Origin of the sequence: Mycobacterium sp. GA-1199, from assembly GCF_001500045.1 — a bacterium.
GTDB lineage: Bacteria > Actinomycetota > Actinomycetes > Mycobacteriales > Mycobacteriaceae > Mycobacterium.
The window spans coordinates 1-16,245 of sequence record NZ_LQIX01000019.1; the positions used below are offsets into that span (position 1 = coordinate 1).

20 protein-coding genes and 2 pseudogenes are annotated in these 16,245 nt (G+C 67.8%); 8 read left to right on the forward strand and 14 right to left on the reverse strand.

Annotated features, from left to right (window positions below; genetic code table 11):
* From AU198_RS13985 to AU198_RS25805, 3 genes and pseudogenes are all read left to right on the forward strand, one after another.
* Positions 1-399, forward strand: a pseudogene (locus AU198_RS13985) (serine/threonine protein kinase); the annotation flags it as partial.
* Positions 396-1,283 (forward strand): LLM class F420-dependent oxidoreductase, encoded by an 888-nt coding sequence (locus AU198_RS13990; RefSeq protein WP_064348754.1) that lies wholly within the window; start codon positions 396-398, stop codon positions 1,281-1,283. The pseudogene AU198_RS13985 and the gene AU198_RS13990, both read left to right, overlap by 4 nt.
* Positions 1,280-1,624: pseudogene (locus AU198_RS25805) on the forward strand (nuclear transport factor 2 family protein); the annotation flags it as partial. The gene AU198_RS13990 and the pseudogene AU198_RS25805, both read left to right, overlap by 4 nt.
* 70 nt (positions 1,625-1,694) lie before the next feature.
* On the opposite strand, the gene AU198_RS13995 reads toward AU198_RS25805, so the two are convergent.
* From AU198_RS13995 to AU198_RS14005, 3 genes are all read right to left on the reverse strand, one after another.
* Positions 1,695-2,186 carry an NUDIX hydrolase gene (locus AU198_RS13995; protein WP_064348813.1) on the reverse strand — a complete coding sequence of 164 codons (492 nt, stop codon included), beginning with the start codon at positions 2,184-2,186 and terminating at the stop codon, positions 1,695-1,697.
* Between the two features lie 103 nt (positions 2,187-2,289).
* Positions 2,290-2,481 (reverse strand): hypothetical protein, encoded by a 192-nt coding sequence (locus tag AU198_RS14000; RefSeq protein WP_064348755.1) that lies wholly within the window; start codon positions 2,479-2,481, stop codon positions 2,290-2,292.
* A 33-nt stretch (positions 2,482-2,514) separates the two neighbouring features.
* Positions 2,515-3,825 (reverse strand): NAD(P)/FAD-dependent oxidoreductase, encoded by a 1,311-nt coding sequence (locus AU198_RS14005; RefSeq protein ID WP_064348756.1) that lies wholly within the window; start codon positions 3,823-3,825, stop codon positions 2,515-2,517.
* Between the two features lie 45 nt (positions 3,826-3,870).
* Here AU198_RS14005 and AU198_RS14010 point away from each other — a divergent pair, with 45 nt between their 5' ends.
* The 3 genes from AU198_RS14010 to AU198_RS14020 all read left to right on the forward strand — a co-directional run bounded on the left by AU198_RS14010 (position 3,871) and on the right by AU198_RS14020 (position 6,202).
* Positions 3,871-4,683: a hypothetical protein gene (locus AU198_RS14010; protein ID WP_064348757.1), complete on the forward strand. Its 813-nt coding sequence runs from the start codon at positions 3,871-3,873 to the stop codon at positions 4,681-4,683.
* A gap of 188 nt (positions 4,684-4,871) precedes the next feature.
* Complete coding sequence (locus tag AU198_RS14015) at positions 4,872-5,177, forward strand: hypothetical protein (RefSeq protein ID WP_064348814.1); 306 nt, start codon at positions 4,872-4,874, stop codon at positions 5,175-5,177.
* A gap of 74 nt (positions 5,178-5,251) precedes the next feature.
* The gene (locus AU198_RS14020) at positions 5,252-6,202 is read left to right on the forward strand and encodes an ankyrin repeat domain-containing protein (RefSeq protein WP_064348815.1); all 951 of its coding nucleotides are present in this window, start codon (positions 5,252-5,254) and stop codon (positions 6,200-6,202) included.
* 58 nt (positions 6,203-6,260) lie between these two features.
* Here AU198_RS14020 and AU198_RS14025 read toward each other — a convergent pair whose 3' ends face one another.
* From AU198_RS14025 to AU198_RS14045, 5 genes are all read right to left on the reverse strand, one after another.
* The gene (locus tag AU198_RS14025; RefSeq protein WP_064348758.1) at positions 6,261-6,626 is read right to left on the reverse strand and encodes a DUF732 domain-containing protein; all 366 of its coding nucleotides are present in this window, start codon (positions 6,624-6,626) and stop codon (positions 6,261-6,263) included.
* 25 nt (positions 6,627-6,651) lie between these two features.
* Positions 6,652-7,233 carry a hypothetical protein gene (locus AU198_RS14030; RefSeq protein WP_197416115.1) on the reverse strand — a complete coding sequence of 194 codons (582 nt, stop codon included), beginning with the start codon at positions 7,231-7,233 and terminating at the stop codon, positions 6,652-6,654.
* A 121-nt stretch (positions 7,234-7,354) separates the two neighbouring features.
* On the reverse strand, positions 7,355-7,540 hold the full coding sequence (locus AU198_RS14035; RefSeq protein WP_064348759.1) for a hypothetical protein: 186 nt from the start codon (positions 7,538-7,540) through the stop codon (positions 7,355-7,357).
* Positions 7,537-7,974 (reverse strand): hypothetical protein, encoded by a 438-nt coding sequence (locus AU198_RS14040; RefSeq protein ID WP_064348760.1) that lies wholly within the window; start codon positions 7,972-7,974, stop codon positions 7,537-7,539. Before AU198_RS14040 ends, AU198_RS14035 begins: the two co-directional genes overlap by 4 nt.
* Positions 7,975-8,019: 45 nt before the next feature.
* Positions 8,020-8,823, reverse strand: coding sequence for a nuclear transport factor 2 family protein (locus AU198_RS14045; protein ID WP_064348761.1), 804 nt, complete (start codon positions 8,821-8,823; stop codon positions 8,020-8,022).
* A 107-nt stretch (positions 8,824-8,930) separates the two neighbouring features.
* Here AU198_RS14045 and AU198_RS14050 point away from each other — a divergent pair, with 107 nt between their 5' ends.
* Positions 8,931-9,350 carry an Rv0313 family protein gene (locus tag AU198_RS14050; protein WP_064348762.1) on the forward strand — a complete coding sequence of 140 codons (420 nt, stop codon included), beginning with the start codon at positions 8,931-8,933 and terminating at the stop codon, positions 9,348-9,350.
* 21 nt (positions 9,351-9,371) lie between these two features.
* Here the strand turns inward: AU198_RS14050 and AU198_RS14055 are convergent, their stop codons facing one another.
* On the reverse strand, positions 9,372-10,373 hold the full coding sequence (locus AU198_RS14055; protein ID WP_156431603.1) for an alpha/beta hydrolase: 1,002 nt from the start codon (positions 10,371-10,373) through the stop codon (positions 9,372-9,374).
* 207 nt (positions 10,374-10,580) lie between these two features.
* Between AU198_RS14055 and AU198_RS14060 the strand changes: the two genes are divergently transcribed.
* Positions 10,581-12,083, forward strand: coding sequence for an aldehyde dehydrogenase (locus AU198_RS14060; RefSeq protein WP_197416116.1), 1,503 nt, complete (start codon positions 10,581-10,583; stop codon positions 12,081-12,083).
* Here AU198_RS14060 and AU198_RS14065 read toward each other — a convergent pair.
* Genes AU198_RS14065 through AU198_RS14085 form a run of 5 tightly spaced genes read right to left on the reverse strand, consistent with a single transcriptional unit; the run spans position 12,075 to position 16,163 of the window.
* On the reverse strand, positions 12,075-12,497 hold the full coding sequence (locus tag AU198_RS14065) for a MaoC/PaaZ C-terminal domain-containing protein (RefSeq protein ID WP_064348763.1): 423 nt from the start codon (positions 12,495-12,497) through the stop codon (positions 12,075-12,077). The genes AU198_RS14060 and AU198_RS14065 overlap by 9 nt on opposite strands.
* Positions 12,494-13,021: an FAS1-like dehydratase domain-containing protein gene (locus AU198_RS14070; RefSeq protein ID WP_064348764.1), complete on the reverse strand. Its 528-nt coding sequence runs from the start codon at positions 13,019-13,021 to the stop codon at positions 12,494-12,496. The genes AU198_RS14065 and AU198_RS14070 overlap by 4 nt, the downstream gene beginning before the upstream one ends.
* A complete protein-coding gene (locus AU198_RS14075; protein ID WP_064348765.1) occupies positions 13,021-13,434 on the reverse strand; it encodes a nuclear transport factor 2 family protein in 414 nt (137 codons plus the stop codon). Before AU198_RS14075 ends, AU198_RS14070 begins: the two co-directional genes overlap by 1 nt.
* A gap of 12 nt (positions 13,435-13,446) precedes the next feature.
* Positions 13,447-15,048, reverse strand: a complete 1,602-nt coding sequence (locus tag AU198_RS14080; protein WP_064348766.1) for an AMP-binding protein — start codon at positions 15,046-15,048, stop codon at positions 13,447-13,449.
* Positions 15,048-16,163, reverse strand: coding sequence for a Rieske 2Fe-2S domain-containing protein (locus AU198_RS14085; protein ID WP_064348767.1), 1,116 nt, complete (start codon positions 16,161-16,163; stop codon positions 15,048-15,050). The genes AU198_RS14080 and AU198_RS14085 overlap by 1 nt, the downstream gene beginning before the upstream one ends.
* Positions 16,164-16,245: the final 82 nt, after the last annotated feature.

The window sequence follows — 16,245 nt, forward strand, 5'->3', positions numbered from 1 at the left end:
CCCCCGCCACCCCCCCCCCCCACGACGACCACCACAACAGACGCCCCCACGACCACCGCGAGCGACGACGACACCGCAACCACGACAACGGCGTCGTCATCGCCTGCCGACGACTCCGCCGCGGTGATCGGGGCCAACTGCTCCCCCGAGGGCGCGACCGCCCAAACCGCCGACGGCTCGACCGCCTACTGCTCGACGCTGCAGAGCACAGGCGCCACGATCTGGTCGCTGACCGAGGGCGACGTCCCGAGCCCGACGGTCACCACCGAGGCGACCGAGCCGCCGCTGCCGGTCGCCGAGGAATCGCCCGTTCGGGTGTGCATGGAGCAGACCGGTCAGACCCGCCGCGAGTGTCGAAGGGACATCCGGGAAAGCAACGGTTTGCCGCCGCTGCCATGAAATACGCCGTCGTCGCGCCCGTTGCGGCGGGCGTCACCGCAGACCCCGCCTTCATGGCCGCGTTCGCCGCGCATCTGGAGGCCTGCGGGTTCGAGTCACTGGTCGTGGTCGAGCACACCGTCTTGATGTCGCGGTACACCAGTGTCTACCCCTACGACGTGTCCGGTCGGGTCGAACTGCCCGCCGACTGCGCCGTGCCCGATTCGCTCGATCTGCTCGCCTTCCTGGCCGGTCACACCCAACGACTCGGGCTGGCCACCGGCGTGCTCGTGCTGCCCAACCACCACCCCGTGGTGCTGGCCAAGCGGGCGGCGACGGTCGACGTGCTCTCGGGCGGGCGACTGCGGCTGTGTGTGGGAATGGGTTGGCTCAAAGAGGAGATCGAGGCGTGCGGAGCCGACTTCGCAAGCCGGGGCCGGCGCGCCGACGAGCAACTCGCCGTGCTGCGGCTGCTGTGGCAGGACCATCCCAAAGGTGTCGACTTCCACGGCGAGTTCTTCGATTTCGACAACGCCATGAGCTATCCGAAGCCCTTGGCGCACATACCAGTTCATGTCGGCGGGCACAGCAGGGCGGCGGCGAGGCGGGCAGGCAGGCTCGGTGACGGGTTTCAACCGCTCGGGGTCGGTGGCGCCGAGCTGACCGAACTGGTCTCGCTGATGCGCGAGGAGGCCGAACGATGCGGGCGCGACCCCGAGGCGCTGGAACTCTCGCTCGGGCACCTCGTCACCAAGATCGACGCTGAGCGGGCGGGCAAACTCGAGGCGCAAGGTGCGGACCGCGCGATCCTGGCCATGCCGTCGACGACCGATATCGACGAAGCGCGCGACGTGTTGTCCGCGTGCGCGCAGCGGCTCGGGCTGGGCTCCGTGGGGTCCTCATGAGGCTCATCACCGCCGACCGACTGGCGCTGGCCGACCTGGTGCACGTCTACGCCTCGGCCGTCGACGACCGCCGCTTCGACGACGTCGTCGAGCTGTTCACCGAGAACGCCGAGCTGCGGCTGCCGGACCCACCGCGGACGCTCGAGCCGGTGCGCCGTCACCACGGCCGCGACGGGGTGCGTGCGGCGATGGCCTCGCTGGCCGCTGTGGCCAGGACCGAACATGCGATCGTGGGCGAGGTGTACGCCGCGGCCGACGAAGCCGACTATGCGCTCGGCCGCATCACCTGCATAGCCCACCACTGGACTGTCAGCGGCGGTCAGGCGTCCGATCTGGTGTGGCATCTGCGCTACGACGACGAGTATCTGCGGACGCGGGCGGGCTGGCGCATCCACGGTCGCGCGTTGACGATCAATGCGATCGAGACTCGGCCGGTGCGTCGTCTGCGATTGCCGCCATCAGACGGTCCAGCAGGACCCGCTGACCCTTCAACAGCTTGGACCGAGCCTGCGCCACGGGAAACCAAGCGACCCGGTCGATTTCGGGATACTCCTTGATCGTGCCCGAACCTTTCGGCCACTCCATGGTGAAGGTGTTGGAGAAACAGCCGTCCAGGTCGAGGTCGCCTCGCACCGCGAATGCGGTGACGATCTTGCCGCCGGGCTGTTTGACGGGTGCGAACTCGAGGCGGGGGCCTTGCGGCGGAGCCTTGCCCAGCTCCTCTTCGAATTCGCGGCGCGCCACGGCCCACGGGTCCTCGCCCTGGCCGTATTCGCCCTTGGGGATCGACCAGGCCCCTTCGTCCTTGCGCGCCCAGAACGGTCCGCCCGGGTGGCCGATGAGCACCTCGACGTCACCGTCACGCACCCGGTAGAGCAACAGTCCCGCACTCAACTTCGGCACGTTCTCCATCTTCCGCGAGCGACCGTGGCTGTACACCGACACGCCGCGTCCAGGCGTACAAAAGCGGTCGCTCACGGCCGGGAAGGGACCACACGAGTGGCGGTCAGTACTTGCGGTCGCCCTCGCTGCTGTCGAAGAAGTCCCAGTCGCCGTCGTCGTTCTTGACCTCCATGCGCCAGCCGAGTTCGGGGTCCGCCTTCTGGTCGACGAACCAGGCGTGCGCATCGTCGGCGCTCTCGATGTCCTTGGTGTCGACAACCTCGCCCTTGGGGTTCAGCACGCGATAAGTAGCCATGCCGACACAGTTCCCCGGTTCAACGGGTTTGAATCAGCCCGCCTTCGGCGTCGGGATGCCCTCGCTGGCCGAGAACTGCGCGTCTTCCTGCGTGGACAGCCCGAACGAGACGACGGACCGGTCGAAGAACAGATCGGTCAGGTAGGCCAGGGTCACCGCCCAGCGGTTGACGAACCGCGGAATCGCATACACATGGTAGGCGCGGGTCACGACCTTGGCCGGGAAGCCGGACAACTGGATGTTGAGCGGATTGGCCACGGCGTAACGCGGGCCAAGGTCGACGACCAGGCCCATGTTGCGGTGCTTGTAGCGCTTCGGTTTGCCCACGCCGAGGCTGGCTGCGACGTTGCGCGCCAACACCTTTCCCTGCCGAGTGGCGTGCTGGGCGGTCGGCGGCGTGATCTTGCCGGGCTGTGTGACGTCGGGCACCGCGGCCGCATCGCCTGCGGCGAACACCCCGGGGTGGTCGGGAACCTCGAGCTCGGTGGTCACTTTCAGCCGGCCGCGCTCAGTCGGCAGCCCCAGCTTCTCGATCAGCGGCGCACCCGTCACCCCGGTGACCCACGCGACGGTATGGGTGCGGATCAGCGAATCATCGCTGAGCACAACATGTTCGGCGTGCACTTCCTTGAGCGTCACTCCCAGTCGGACATCGATGCCGCGCGACTTGAGCACGCGCTGCGCCGCGGCACCCAGCTTCTCCCCGACTTCCGGCATGACCTGTTCGGCGAGGTCGAGCAACAGGAACTTGACATCGTTCGGGTCGAAGCCCATCTGATTGGCGGCCGCGTCGGCCAGCGCCCGCAGCTGCACCGCCAGTTCCGTACCCGAGTACGACGCGCCGACCACGACGATCGTGCGTCGCGCCTGACGGCGGCCGGCATCGTCGTCGACATCGGCCAGTTCGAGTTGCTGGAGCACGTGATCGCGCAGATACAGCGCTTCGGCGGTCGACTTGAGACCACGCGCGTGCTCGGCGAGGCCGGGCACGTCGAACAGCTTGGTGACCGAACCGGGGGTCAACACCAGCCTGTCCCACGACAGCGCGCGTGATCGTTCCTCGGGATCGGTGAACGTGACGGTGCGTCCTTCGAAGTCGACCTCGTCGACGCGGCCGCGGATCACCTGCACCCCGCGCAAGGCGTTGGCCAGCGGGATCGCGACGAAGCGGGCATCGACCAACCCGCCGGCGACGTCAGGTAGGAGGGGCGTGTACAGCATGTAGTCGACCGGGGAGATGATCGAGATCTCGACGTCGGAACGCTCTTTGCGCAGTTTCTTGGCCAGGGTGCGCGCACACTCGAAACCGGTGAACCCGCTGCCGACGATTACCACGGAGGTCATGCGCCCGACTGTACGGAACCGCCCCCGTCGGGGAATGCTGGAGGCATGACGCGCCCGGAACCTCTGCGCCGATTCGACCCGTTCCGACCCCTCGACATGTTGACCGCGTTGTGGTCCTCGGCGGCGGTGACGCCGGTCACCACCGGGGCGGCCGCGGCGTACCGGACGCTGTTCCTGACGGTTCGCCGGCTCGTGGTCGGCAGGCGACTCAACGTCAAACTCGACGAGGCGGACCTGACGCTGACGGTCACCGAGTTCGACTCGCGCCTCGACGTCCGGGGTCTCTCGGTCGGCCAGCTCAACGACGTACGGCTGGCCGCGCGCGACATTCAGTGCAACGGGGCGCAGTTCGACCACGCCACCGCGGTTCTGCACAACGTGCACATCCGGCCGACGGCACCGCCGGTCCTGGTCGCGGCCCCCGTCGAACTGACGTTGGAGATTCCGGCGCCGGTCCTCGACGAGGTGTTCCGCTGGGCCGCGCCGCGATTCTCGGGCGCGATCGGCGCCGACGGTGTGGCCCGGCTGCGTCTGGCGCGGCGACCGGGGGCCGGCCACCTCGAGGTCGACGCCAAGATGGACGGCTCGACGCTGTGGCTCAAACCACGCTGCCTCACCTTCGGCCGGACGCGCTGTCCGCTTCCGGCGCGGACCCCGGCCTACCCCGTGCGGCTGCCCGAACTACCGCACGGTGTGCGACTCACCGCAATCAGCTTCGCACCGGGTGTGGTGCAGCTCTCGGCGTCGGTCGCGGAGTGGCGGATGGACCTGCCCCTGACACGGCTTGAGGACATCCTCGGCCAGTTGAGCGCAGTCGGCCGTCCGCTGCAACTGAGCCGGTTGGGGCGCCTGCTCTGACATTGTTTGCGCACGCCGAACACCGTTGCGCCGCTTAAAATTTGCCAATCTTCGGTCAATTTCTGCCAGGGAATTAAAACCGTCTCTTCTTGGTTGCCGCCAATGAGCCGACCGGAACGGGTTCGATCCGAATTTATTTGGTGGAAAGCCGCTTTCAGTGGCTCGCAGACAAGAAAAGAGGCACGTCAATGAAGAAGATAGGAATCGCAGCCGTAGCGAGCGGACTGACCGCCGCCCTGATCGGGCTGGCCGCACCGGTGGCCGCCGCACCGGCGGGGTCACAGAACGCACAGGACACCATCAACCAGCTCAAGTCTGAGGGGTACAGGGTCATTGTCACTCAGGTGGGGACGGCCCCGCTGAGCGATGCCGAGGTGGTCGCGGTCCGCGAGGGCCCCACCTTCACCCGGATCGACGCAGGCGCCCCGGTGATTGGAAGCAGCCACAACTACGTCACGCATCAGGACCGTCTCGTCTACGTAGACGTCAAGTAGCCGGTTCTTGAAAGACGGCGCGAGAGGGGCACCCGCAGGGGTGCCCCTCTTCGCGTATGGGCACAATCCTCGCTGTGGCCGAACTCGCCCGGTATCAGGACGGCACCGCACGGGTCGTCATCCTGCTCGACGGCGCCGACCTGGTCTTCTGCACCGACTACGCGGACGGCGAACCGCCGACGGGCACCTCCGAGACCCGCATCCGGGTCTCGGATTTCGTCGCCCGAGGCGAAGGTCCGTGGCCCTGGTACGACCTCGGTCCCAAACGCGAGGGTGTGTTGCGAGCGCTGGCCGGACTCGGCGTCGACCCACCGGAATGGACAGAGCCACTACCACCGGACGTCCTGGACCTGTTCTGCCGGGCGCAGCGCGGCGACTCGGCGGTGATCGAGATGCTCGCGATGGGCGCTGATCCCGATCCAGTGGACGCGTGTGGTGCGTCACCGCTCTGGTACGCAGTGCGCTCACCGGGCCTGGGCCTCGCGGTGGCGCTCATCGATGCGGGCGCCGACGCGGGACGCCGCATCGAGTTGTCGGCCCGCGGTGAGCGCTACACCACGATCCTGCACGAGATCGTGCGCAATGGGCGCACCGTGGCGCTGAAACATGCCCTGGCCAACGGCGTGTGCCCGGCGCTGCTCGACTCCGAAGGCGCGACACCGCTGCACGTGTTCGGCGGCGACGGCGACAACGTCAACCCGGAGTCGGTGCGCGCACTGGTGCGCGCCGGTGCGCCGGTCGACGCCGCGCTGCCCGACGGCACCCAACCCATCGACCGGGCCGCGCGGCAGCTGTTGCCCGCGACCGTCGCCACACTCGTCGATCACGGCGCCGACCCCCGGCGCGGCCTCGACGCGCTGATGTCGTGGTGGGCGGCCGGGGTGTCGTGCAGCGTCCAGCGGGCCGGCGTCGTCGCCGACGTCGTCGAGGTGCTGCGCTCCGGTGGCGCCGAGGTGAGCCAACGTCACCGTGACGCCGCGGCAGCCGCCGGCGTCGAGCAGGTGGCGGCGGCCCTGCGTCGTTGAGGTTTCAACGCGTGGCCGGATACGCCCGCCACGTCCCCATAGGACCCGGCGACGGCCCCTAGATGCCGAGGAACGGCAGCGGGATCGGCGAGTTACCGCTGCCGATCGACGACACCATCGCGGGGCAGAACATCGAGATGGCGATGCCGGTGAACATGGTTGCCGGACCCGGTGACATGCCGCCCATTTCGGCGACCTTGGCCGCGACGTTGGCGGCGTTCTGGCCCGGATCGGCGAGCATGGGGCACACCTGTTGACCCACCGCGACCGCACTGCTCGGATCGCTCATGACGACGCCGGCCTCCGTCACCGCGTTGAGAAAGGCGTCATCCACTGGGTCGGCCTGCGCCGGCGCGGCCACCAGGGCTGCGGCGGCGAGAAGTCCGGAGGTCAGCGCGAGCGCCGACACGGGTTTGCTAAGCACCCGGGAATCCTACGCTGTGGAACCCTCAGACGCCCGTCCAGGCGGTGTCGATGGTGGCGCCCACGTCGATCACCTTGGCCTTCTGGGAGGCCGGGCTGTCGATCTCGCCGGCGACGTGCGCGGCGATGAACCGCCGGATCTCGGCGTCGATGCCGCCGAGAATGCGCACCACCTCCCCTCGCAGCGACTTGGATGTGACGTGGATGGAGATGTCGGAGGCCCGCGGTTTCTCGACGTCGAGGATCAGCAGCAACGGTTCGGCGGCGCGCGCGGTGGCGTTCAGCGCGATCTCCCCGAAGACCATGAACTTCGGCTTGTCGATGCGCAGATCGACCATCATGTCGATCTCCAGCGGGATGCGGATGGCGAACGTGATCAGCGGTCCCACGTGGCGGGTCAGTCGCGGCTCCTGGATCCGCACCCTGGCGGTGACCTTCGCGATCTTGCCCGGACCCTGAGCGATCGGGCCCATCTCGAACTCATCGCCGGCGATGTCGGCGATGGCGCTGCCGACGCGCTGCTCGGTCACCGCGACCTCGAAGAATCTGCGGCCGAATTCCTCGTAGGTGATCTCGGTGGACTCATCATCGACAGGCATGGTGCTCATACGGTCTCACGCGCCCGGCTCGGGCCGCACGCGACGCGACCGCCGCGACCGAATCGAGACACCTCGTGCACGCCCCTCGCGATGCTTCTGCAACCGTTCCGCGATCCCGTGTGCCGGCCCGTCAGCCACCGTCGTTACTGCGCGCCTCGGCCCCGCTCTCCTCCGCGTCGATGGCGTCGTCGGAGAACGTCTGGCCGACATAGGTGCCGTCGTCGTCGCCGTTGTCCTTGCCGGCGCGGGAGCTCGCCACGTGGTCGTCCTCGGTGACGCCCTCTTCGCTGCTGTCGTCATCTTCGCGCGGAGTCATGCGGCCGGATTACCCACGGTGGACGTGGTCAAACGGTCGCTGGACGAGGACCGGGGAGGCACGAGCTTGAGCGCCAGGAGCCCGAGCAGCGCCACGATCAGGGCCGGCGTCCCGTACAGCAGGACCCCCATGGCGAGGGTCGTCGTCGAACCGCTCATCGCGGCGGCGACCACGTGGACCGAGAACACCCAGCTGGCCATCAGGGCGACGCTCATGACGACCACCGCGACAGCCAGGCTGCGGGCAGGCCCGTAGTGCCGGTAACCGGTGACAGTGAGCACCGCAACGGTGGGGATGCCGAGGATCGCGGCGGCCATCCACGTCTGCTCGAGCGTCGCGAGCTGTCCGATCGTCGGCAGGATCAGGCAGGAGGCCAGTACCGCGGCCAGGACCACGCCCACAACGGCGACCTCGCGTGAATCAGTGTGTCGCATGGTTGCCGGGTTGCCCCGGGTCGAGAAAGCGAAACGTCGGGTGGTTCAGGCAGGCGTTGCGGCGTAGTAGCGGATTCGCCTGATCGCGAACGGTTTCGCCGCCACGTCGGCGATCAGCACATCGCGCGTCCCAGCGCCTTCGATGCCGCACACCAAGCTGTGACCCGACCCGATCAGTTTGCGGGAGCGGGCGCCGGTCAGCCGGGCCAGCAGTTCTGTGCTGCCCATCGGTGTGTGGTCGCCGGCGGTGATCTGTGTGCCACCGCCCACCCAGCGCCGCAGCCCGACCTCGTCACCCGCATGGGCGGCCGCGAGGAACTCCTCGAACCGCCGCTTGCCCTGGGGGCCGACGCCGCGGAAGCCGCTCAGAAAACCGAGCGTCCCGACAATGCCCTGGTTCGTCAGCAGCCCGCGGGACAGCTGGAGCCCGGCGGGAACCGATCGGATCCCGCCGCTGAGGAACTGCCCGACCATAGCCGGAAGCTCCCAATAGGCGGACAGCTCTGCGATTTTCAGCACGCCAGCGTCGTCGTGGAGGTGGTAGCGCAGGTACGCGGGGATCCGCAGGGTCAGACCCGCCGCCATCCGGACCTCGAGCGCCAGATCGCGGACCACGGTCGAGCCCACCACGATGTCGACGTCGCGGTGGAACACGATGTCGCGCGGGCCGACGAAGGTGTCGTAGAAGCGGGTGACGGCCGTCGTCCCGCGGTGCGGCCGGGCACCCACCGGGTCTTCGACGATCGCGTCGAAGGCGAAGGCGGCAACCCACGCCTCGCGGTCGTGGACGGCGACCGCGGCCGGGGAGCGCTCGACGGCGGCCAGGGCCTCGGCCCGGGAGATGGCCATAGAGGTTGCCTACCACTTCGGGATCGCCTCAGTCGACTACTTCACCGCAGGCGGGCACACTGGAAGCAATACCGCGCAGAGGTGCGGGCGCCCCAGGAGGAGGCACCATGAGCAGCAACGGCCCGTTCGGGTTCGACCCCGAGGAGTTCGACCGCGTCGTGCGCGAGGCCGGTGAGGGGCTGCGCGACGCGCTGGACGGCCTCGGCAGGTTCTTCAGCACGTCGGGGGAACGCGCGGGCTGGGCCAACCTGGTCGACGAGTTCACCCGTTCGTCGCGGCCCCGACGCGAACCGGAGACCACCGGTGAGACCGGTGACGGGGTGTGGGCGATCTACACCGTCGACGACGACGGCGGTGCGCATATCGAGCAGGTCTACCCCACCGAGCTGGACGCGCTGCGGGCAAACAAGAACAACACCGACCCCGCCCGCAAGGTGCGGTTCCTGCCGTACGGCATCGCGGTCAGCGTGTTGGACGCCGGCGACACAGGTTCGGCCCCCGACTCCACTGCCACCGACGACGCCTAGCGCGAGATCGCTTGCCCCGCTTCACTGCTGGTTCGAAGGCTGCGCGTCCAGTGCTCGCTGAATGTCGGGTTTCATCTGCTGTAGCTGTTGGCCTGCGTAGCCCCAGCTGTGGATGCCGGCGGGGAAGTTGAACACGCCGTTGTTCCCGCCCGCGGCGATGTAGGCGTCGACGAACGCCCGGTTGGACTCGATCGCGAAGCCTTCGAGGAAGCCGAGCCCGGCGATGGGCGCGTCGGGATTGGTCAGCGCGGGGTCGGTGAGTGTGCCGTCGCCGCAGTAGATCCAGACCCGCGTCCCGTTGGCGGCGAGCCTGCCTGCCTGCACCGTGGGATCGTTGCGGGCCCATGCCGGATCGCCGGGCGGGCCCCACATCGCGGCGGGATCGAAGCCCCCGTTCCACATCTGGGCGACCCTGACCTGGCCCGGGCCGTTGGGCGCCGACAGGTTCAGAAACCCCGACAGGGAACCGGCATAACTGAACAGCTGCGGGTGGTAGGCCGCCAGGATCAGCGCCGCAGAGCCGCCCATCGAGAACCCGACCACGGCGTTGCGGGTCGGCCGTACCCCTTTGTTGGAGGCCAGCCACGCCGGAAGCTCCCGAGTCAGGAAGGTCTCCCACTTGTAGGTGTAGGTCGCGCCGTTCCCCACCGCGGGCGCATACCAGTCGGAGTAGAAGCTCGACTTGCCGCCGACGGGCATCACCACTGAGATACCCGAGTTGTCATACCAGTCGAAGGCCTGGGTGTTGATGTCCCAGCCGTTGAGGTCGTCGCCGGCCTCCATGCTGTCGAGCAGATACAACGCCGGCGAGTCGGCGCCCGCGCCGAGAAACTCGACCCGGACCGGGCGGTTCATCGCCGCCGACGGCACTTCCAGGTGCTCGACCGGCAGGCCCGGATCCGAAAAGGCCTGCGCGGACGGGCTTACACCCCCGGCCGCGAGCGCCGGAAGCATCGCGGCGGCCACTGTCGCTGCAGCCCATCGCGTAACCCGGCGGAGTGACGGCCACTTCATGAGCGCCATCGACGACCTCCTTCTCATCGCCGTCCCAGAGCGGACGATACGCCCGCCCGCACCGGATCGATCGCGAAATGGCATTCCGGCAGGGAAAGTTCGAGTGGACGCCTGCTGGAACGCCATTTCGCGGACTCGCGCACCCGGCCGCCCCGACCCGTCAATTTTGTTATGTTTGCACAAATAGCGACTTTGGCGGCCGCATGGTGTGGCGCGATGCGGACATCTGCGGAGCTCGCCGGTGATCGAGGAGGCGCCGACGTGAGATCGCTGACATACAAACGGCTTTTCATCGGCGGCCGATGGGAGACGCCGGCCACCGGGCAACGTATCGCGGTCATCTCGCCCCACACCGAGGAGCAGATCGGCGAAACACCCGAGGCCGCCGCACAGGACGTCGACCGCGCGGTACAGGCCGCCCGGACGGCCTTCGATGAGGGCCCGTGGCCGCTGATGAGCGTCGACGAGCGCATGGAGAAGATCGAGAAGCTCGCGACGGTCTACGCGGCCCACACCGACGAGATGGCCGACCTCATCACCGCCGAGATGGGCTCACCGCGCAACTTCAGCCGGTTGGGGCAGGCGACCGGTGCGCTCGCCCAGATGCATCTGATCTCGGCCGCCGCGCGGGAGTTCCCGTGGATCGAGCGGCGGCCCGGGTTGTTCGGCGACGCGCACATACGGCGCGCACCCGTCGGCGTGGTGGGGGCGATCGTGCCGTGGAACGTCCCGCAGTTCCTGATCATGCCGAAGATGATCCCGGCGCTCATCGCGGGCTGCACCGTCGTGGTCAAACCGGCGCCCGAGACGCCCATCGACGCGATGTGGCTGGCCGAGATGCTCGAAGAGGTCGATCTTCCCGACGGAGTCGTGTCGATCCTTCCCGGCGGACGCGACACCGGTGAGCACCTGGTGCGTCACCCCGGCGTGGACAAGATCTCGTTCACCGGTTCCTCGGCCACCGGACGCCATATCGCCGCCGTGTGCGGCGAGCAACTGAAACGCGTCAGCCTCGAATTGGGCGGCAAGTCCGCGGCGATCATCCTCGACGACGCCGACATCGAGCGCACTGCCGAGCATTTGAAGACGGCAAGCCTGATGAACAACGGGCAGGCGTGCGTGGCGCAGACGCGGATCCTGGTGAGTAAACGCCGCCACGACGATGTGGTGGAGGCGCTGAGGGCGATGATGTCCGGGCTTACGGTGGGTGATCCCGCCGACGACACCACCGACATCGGACCACTGGTGGCGCAGCGTCAACAGCAGAGAGTGCAGGGCTACATCGACGCGGGACGCGCCGAAGGTGCGCGAATGGTGTTGGGCGGCACCGAGACACCCCATGACCGGGGGTGGTACGTCCAGCCGACGCTGTTCACCGAGGCGACCAACGAGATGCGCATCGCCCGCGAGGAGATCTTCGGGCCGGTGCTGACCGTGCTCACGTACTCCGACGAACGCGACGCCATCCGGATCGCCAACGACAGCGACTACGGGCTGGCCGGCTCGGTGTGGACGGCCGACGTCGCGCACGGCCTCGAGATCGCCGCACAGATTCGGACCGGCACCTACGGGATCAACATGTACACGCTCGATACGACCATGCCGTTCGGCGGGTTCAAGCAGTCCGGGATCGGTCGCGAGTTCGGCGCGGAGGGACTGTCGGAGTACATCGAGTTGCAGACGACCATCAGCGCGGACAAGTTGCCGGATCTAGCGTGACAGCTCGAGCGTCAGCTCCGCCGGGCAGCACAGCTCGCCGCGTTGATTGAACACGGTGATCTGCAGATCGACCAGGCCGGTGTCCCGCTTGCCCACGACGCACCCGCGACCCACCATCGAGTCACCGGCGTAGATGGAGCCGAGCAAGGTGATCTTGCGGCGCACCACGCGGCTGTAGGGGCCGGCCCAGTCGGTGGCGATTCGGTCGACGAACCCGGCGATGTGCATCGTGTTGACGAAGATCGTCGGATGCCCGTGCTGTTCGGCGTAGCGCGGGTCGTAGTGTGCCGGAAAGTAATCCCACGTGGCACCGGGGTTCATCACGACGCGCTGGTAGTCGATGTGGTCCACCAGTTCGGGCAGGTCCGATCCAACCGTGACCCGCTCCCATTCCACGCCAGGCTGCGCCCTCACACCTGCTCCTCGGGTGTGAACCGGAACAACGTGTTGCGGTTGACGGCGACCAATGTCCCGTCGTCGCGGCGGAACTCGTCGCAGGTTTGGACGAAGTGCCCGAGCCCGAGGCGGGTGCGCTTCAGTGGCGAAACCGAGACGACCTCCTCGATCAGGGCCAAGCGATCCCCTTCCACGATCGCGCACGGATACTCGGCGTCGTTGGCGGCGTTGATGAACGTGGTCCCGGGCAGCGGCACGCGTATCGCGATCGCCGCGACCGCCGGCCGGCCGTTCGGCAGCCACGGCGGTGGAATCAGCCACCCCATCAGCAGGCCGGGCGGCGCGAGCAGACCGCCCCACTGGCGGCGGGCGAAATCATGGTCCCAGTAGCCCGGATTGGAGTCGCGGACCATGGCCGCGAAGTGCTGGATGCGGGCCGCGCTCACCACGGTTCCGGCGTACCGCGGCTCGGTGCGCGTACCGACCATCCGCAACGCGTCTTCGTACGTGCCGAACGCCAGCTCATAGGGGACGGTTTCCATCACCCCGGTAACGCGCTCTCACGCGGAGCCGGGTCCCAGGCCAATCGACGCGAGGCGAAATACCACCCGCCCCGCTCGTAGACGAGGCTGTCGGTGTAGCCGCCGGTGGCCTCGAGTTCGTTGTCGCAGAACAGCAATGCGACGCATTGTTGAGTCGCTTCGATGCCATCGACCGTGATGTCGTGGTCGACGGTGACCAGTCGCCGGCCGTTGCCGCCGTCGAATGCGTCCGCAAGGTTGGTGAAAGACTCCTCGCCCCTGGTGTACGTCGCACCGGAATGCCGGAAGGTGGCGAGCCAGCCGGCCAGGTCACCGCTGGAGAACAACCGGTTGTGCCTGGCGCCGAGGTTGAGGATGCCCGCCCGTCCCGCCAGCCCGTCGAGCACGTACTGCTGTTGGTAGCTCAATGCCATCGTCACACTCCTTCACCGACTCAGCAGGTAGCCGTGGGCTTCTCGATCCCACACCGCCGCGCTCAAGCCTCGTTGCCGCAGAAGATCCTTTCGTACCCGCCCGATGACGTTCTTCGGAATCTCTTCCAGCACTTCGAGATACCGGGGCACGCAGAAGTACGGCATGCGTGCCGCGCAGAAGTCCAGCAGTTCGGGAAGGTCCACCGTCGCGCCGGGACGAAGGGCCACGACGACGAGGATGTCGTCCTCACCCAACTCGCTCGGGACGGCGACCGCGGCGGCTTCGGCAACCGCCCTGTGCTGCATCACCACCTGCTCGAGCTCGACCGACGACACGTTCTCGCCGCGCCTGCGCAGCGAGTCCTTGGCGCGGTCCACGAAGGTCAGGTTGTGGTCGTTGTCGAGGAAACCGAGATCGCCTGTGCGAAACCACTCCGGGTGGGGCTCGATCCGCAGGCCGCGGTGCCCGGGCGCGGACGACACATACCCCTCGCTCATCACATGCGCTGTCCGCGGCCGGCACGCGATCTCACCCGTCATGCCTGGGGCAACGGGGCGGCCGTCCCCGTCGACGATGCAGACCTCGAACGCCGGGTTGACTTGTCCTGACGTACCCGGGACGCCGTCGTCCGAAACCGCCTTGTAGGCGATCGGGAACGCTTCGGTCATTCCGTACATCGTCACCACGCGGCACCGGTAGCGGTCCTCGATCGCGCGGTACAGCTGGGCCGAAATGGGGGCGGCCGAGATGAACCGGATTCCGAGCTGTGCATCGCCCGGGTCGGGCGGCAGATTCCACAGCATCGACACCATCGCACCAGCCCCGGCGAACCCCGCTGCGCCACAGGCTCGTAACTCATCTGACACGTCGGCGGGGTGGAAGGCGCTCGCCAGCGCGCTGGTGCCGCCGACGAGCATCGGCGCCAGCACCGTCGGGGCGGCGCTGAGGTGAAACAGCGGCATCGCCGTCCAGATCAGGTCACCTCGGCCGTACTCCCACGCCGATGCGACGGTGGCGGCCGCGACGAACAGGTAGTGCCACGTGGTGGCCACCGCCTTCGACGGTCCGGTGGTTCCCGAGGTGAAGAACAGCACTCCCACCTCGTCGGCGTCGGTGTCCATCGTCGGGAAGGTGACACCCTGCGATCCGCACAACGTTGTCGCGACCGAATCGTCGATCAGCAGGGTCGCGGCCGGGGCGTCGAGGTGGTCGACCACCTCGGCGACTCGAGCACGGCGGGCGTCGTCGGTCACCACCAGTTTGGCCCGGGACAGGTTGAGCGCGTGTGTCAGGAAGTCGCCCTTGTTGGCGCCGTTGACCGCGGCACTCACGGCGCCCAACCGGGCGGCACCGAGCCAGAAGTACACCCACTCCGGACACGTCCCGGCGAACAGCGCGACGGTGTCACCCCGGCGGACGCCGCGCTCGGCCAGCATCGCCGCAGCGGCGCAGGACCGGTCGCGCATCTGGGCGAACGTGATCGGTGCGCCGTCGATCGACATCATCACCTGGTCGCCGAACTGGTCGGCGCGCCGGTCGAGAACCGACGTGACCGTGAAACGTTCGACACCGAAAGCCGCGGGCTCGATGCGCCACGCCCTGCCTGCGGGCATCAAGCGTCCGCTGCCGACGGGTCGGGTTCACCGCTGGCCGTGTACCCGAAGTCGGTCGCCGACGGTTCGGCACCCGGATAGAAGCGATGCGCCCAACGTCGCAGCGCGGCGTAGTCACGGGCTTCCTCGGGTGCGAGGTTCGGCTTCTCCAGGTACTTCATGTTCTCCCAGGTGAAGAAGTCTTGTTTGATGACCTCCTGCTGCAACTGCAGGAACTTCGCCGCGCGGCCGGTGGGCTTGTCGCCGGTCTCGCCCGGTTCGCGGATCGACGCCTGGGTGTAGAAGTAGTCGGTGTAATCCTCGTCGACCGGGGTCTGGCCCGTCACCTGGACGGTGGCGACCAACTCCGAGGGGAAGCGCACCACGCCGAGGCCGAGCGAGTAATTGTCGTAGATGATCTTCGCGTCCACGGGTCCGTTCGGGGTGAGCCACGTCTTGGCCCGTCCCCCACCGAAATTCGCGTTCACCGTCGCGTGCAGGTGATAGCCGGACACTTCGAACGACGCGGTGTTGGCGGGATTGGCGGCCTTGTGCACGTATTGAACGTGGTACGGGTCGGCCGCGTTCTCGATGATCATCTGCGCGTGCACCTTGACCCTGTTGACCATCCGGGTGTGCGGGTGCAGCGGGTAGTACTCGTCGGTCTCGAGTTCGGGCAACACCGGCGGCTGCCAGTACGGGGCTCGGCCGTGGCGTTCGTGCCAGACCAAGATGAAGCCGTACCACTCGGTGCACGGGTAGCGCTTGATCCGCACATTCTGTTTGCAGCCGATCTTGCTGTAGGGAACCAGCGCGTTGGTGCCCTCACCGGTCCAGTGCCAGCCGTGCCAGGGGCAGACGATGTGCTCACCCTCGACGGTGCCGCCGACGCCCATGTTGGCGCCCAGGTGCTGACAGTAGGCGTCGAGCACGCTGACCCGCCCCGATTGGGTCCGGAAGATCACCAGCTCCTCGCCGAAGTAATGGGCGCGTTTGACCTGACCGGGACCCAGATCGGAGGAGAATCCGACGATGAACCATCCCGTCGGAAACCGGTAGGTGGACAAGCTGATACCGCTGGGCCCGAATTCGCGCTCCGACGGGTCGAGCGTGGGATCGTCGACCGTATCCGCCATCGCAACTCCGTCCGCGCACGCACCAGCCGGGTCAGCGGCGCTGTCCGTTGCCTATTTTTACTATTTTAGGCATTCTGGGTCA